This window comes from Clostridium sp. DJ247 (assembly GCF_014231265.1).
Genome location: NZ_JABAIW010000124.1, coordinates 1 through 2,685, shown reverse-complemented (window position 1 = coordinate 2,685; position 2,685 = coordinate 1). Strand labels below are relative to the sequence as shown.

4 protein-coding genes and 1 pseudogene are annotated in these 2,685 nt (G+C 31.3%); all 5 read right to left on the bottom strand.

Translation table 11 applies throughout. The features are described 5' to 3' along the window. The coding region (locus HGI79_RS22305; RefSeq protein WP_185652862.1) for a nickel-dependent hydrogenase large subunit at positions 1 to 326 on the bottom strand (326 nt) is incomplete at its 3' end. 34 nt (positions 327 to 360) lie between these two features. Then, entirely contained in the window at positions 361 to 1,242 is an 882-nt protein-coding gene (locus tag HGI79_RS22300; protein ID WP_185652861.1) for a hydrogenase small subunit, read from the bottom strand. A 495-nt stretch (positions 1,243 to 1,737) separates the two neighbouring features. Next, a complete protein-coding gene (locus HGI79_RS22295) occupies positions 1,738 to 2,094 on the bottom strand; it encodes a hypothetical protein (RefSeq protein WP_395939568.1) in 357 nt (118 codons plus the stop codon). 40 nt (positions 2,095 to 2,134) lie between these two features. Next, positions 2,135 to 2,510 (bottom strand): annotated as a pseudogene (locus HGI79_RS22290) (energy-coupling factor ABC transporter permease); the annotation flags it as partial. After that, entirely contained in the window at positions 2,458 to 2,655 is a 198-nt protein-coding gene (gene tatA / locus HGI79_RS22285) for a twin-arginine translocase TatA/TatE family subunit (protein WP_185652860.1), read from the bottom strand. The gene tatA and the pseudogene HGI79_RS22290, both read right to left, overlap by 53 nt. Between the last annotated feature and the right edge of the window lie 30 nt (positions 2,656 to 2,685).

Here is a 2,685-nt window from a genome sequence, read left to right as displayed (position 1 = left end):
TAGAAATGCAGAATATTATCTGATAAATAATTAGAGCCCTGAATAAGATTTCTTAAAAGTAACCCTTGTAAAGTAGGTGTAAATCCTGATGCTTGTTCTATTGCCTTTGATGAAGCAATAGCATGGGATACAGGACATAGACCGCATATTCTCTGAGTTAAAAATGCTGCATCCTTTGGTACTCTATTTAAAAGCATATTTTCAAAATCTCTATAAAGACCACCTGAAGCCTGAGCTGCAGTTACATTATTATTGGCATCAAGTGTTACATTAATCTTTAAGTGTCCTTCTAGCCTAGTTATTGGATCTAATACTAACGTACTCATGATATCATTCCTTTCATCTTAGATTATTTTTAACTTATATAGTTAATGGACTTGTTGGGAATCCTGGATTTGCACAACCTATACAAGGATGATTAGATTCAACACACCAATTGGTTCCATTATTCCACTTCATACTTGGGCATACATTACTGCATCCTGGGCCATTACAACCTATAGCTCTGTAACATCCAAATATACCTGGTTGGTTTACTTGGGTCTTACCTCTTCTTGGGCAATTGCTGTGAATATTATTGTAATATTGTCTAGGTCTACTGTAATTATCTAAAGTTGGCATACCTGTTAATATTAAATCTAATAAAGTTTGTATAGTAATTGTTGGATGGACAGGACATCCTGAAATACTTATTACAGGATTTACAGTTTTACCACTCAGTACTGATTGGACTGATTGACAGGATGTATTATTAGGAGCAGCTGCTGATACTCCTCCGAAGGATGCACAGGTTCCTGCTGCTATTACATATTTAGCCATAGGACCATATTTTAATACTGCCTGCTGCATTGTTAATGGTATACCATTTTGCTCACCAATTATACAGTAGTTTCCACTTATACCTGTTGGTATTGCACCTTCAACTACAAGTATAAATTGTCCATTGTATGTATTGGCACATTCATCAAGAGTCTGTATAGCTGAATCTCCCGATGCTGTCATAAGTGTAGTATTATACTTCATACTTATCTTGTTTAATAAAACATCATCAATAGTTGTAGGATTTGTAACATTTAAGGTTGATATTGTGCATCCTGAACATCCAGATCCATTTAACCAGATAACAGGTGGATCTGTGTCTGCTGCAAGTACTGTGTTAACTCTATCCATATCTAGTTCAAGATTTAGAGCTACTGCCGTAGCTACTGACCACTTTAAAAAGTCTCTTCTACTAATTTTCATAGTAACACTCCTTCTTATTTATTTTTTATATAATACCATGCATGGGTTATAACATTGTTATCTAAATTGAAGACAAAAATATAAATTCATTTTTCGCAACATAACAATTAAATACATAAAATTATGTATTTTCCATTTATGTTAAATCTTATTATATTATACTCATTATAATAACAATATATTAAAAAATCAAGTATAAGAATCCATATTTTATGAATATATTGTCTAAAGCTTATAACATTTATATTTTTTCCTCTACTGGATAACGACATACGTCAAATACTATAATATATAATCCTGCATATTTATAAGTTATGGAAAAGTTAATCGATATTTGAGTTCCAGTTAAATATAATTGTAATCTTCATTAAAATCAACAATATACAAAAAAAGGACAGATTTATAAAATAAAGATGTGATGAGGTTTCTATTATATTTTTATTGTTAGTCATGAATATTTACACATACAGTAAAATATTATAACTAAAATTCAAATTATTTATTATTTAAAATTTCATTAGCTATAACAATTTGTCCTAAAGCCACACCACCATCATTGGTAGCTATTAATTTATTTGTATAAACAACAAACTCTTCATTCTTCAATTCCTTAGTCAAGCTTCTTAATAAATAAGAATTCCGAAATACTCCACCACTTAATGCTACTTCGTTAACACCTGTATCTTTTCTAATTAGTTTACATATATCTTTTGAAAACTTAACTACGGCATTATGAAACTTAAAAGAAATAATGCTTTTAGGAGCACCTGCCATACTGTCTTTCATAATACCATTAATGATTTTTTCAGGATATACTCCTTTTTTAGTTGAGGATTTATTTATTCTATGAATTCTACATGAGTAACTTCCACTATTTCTCTTTATATCAGATAATATAAATGTATACGCCTGCAGTAATAGCCCCTTCTAACATTCCAACAATAAATAAATGTGGTATCAGCATTGATGGTATTGTACCCTTAAGTGGATATGGGCAATAAATAGGTAATCCAGATACAGTTTTGAATAAAATTGGCTGAATACCAAATTCATATTGGAACATTAAACATCATCACAAGAAAAGAAAAGGCTGAACATATGCCTAATAAAGGTAACTTCTTTTTACTAATTTCCTTTTGTACCCTAGTTACAGCCCTCTTCCACACAGGAAGCATAACAGCTCCTAAGGCAGTACAAGTTGATGGACTTAAGTAGTTATCTGGAATATGCTTCCTTCTTCTCTTCAGCTTTTGTTGTTGCGGTATCATCCTTTGTTAGTTCACTTGAAGCTTTCTTAAACTCCTTAATTGATTCTCCTATAGACTTACCTACTGATGGTAACTTTCCTGGTCCAAAAATCACCAACGCAATTACTAATATTATAATTAACTCTGGAAATCCTATTCTTGGCATAACATTCTTCCTCCAACTTATGAATTTTCT

What these genes read in the sequence shown, in the direction of transcription:
- HGI79_RS22300 (WP_185652861.1), bottom strand. Translation starts at nt 1,242, where the DNA reads ATGAAAATTAGTAGAAGAGACTTTTTAAAGTGGTCAGTAGCTACGGCA.
- tatA (WP_185652860.1), bottom strand. Translation starts at nt 2,655, where the DNA reads ATGCCAAGAATAGGATTTCCAGAGTTAATTATAATATTAGTAATTGCG.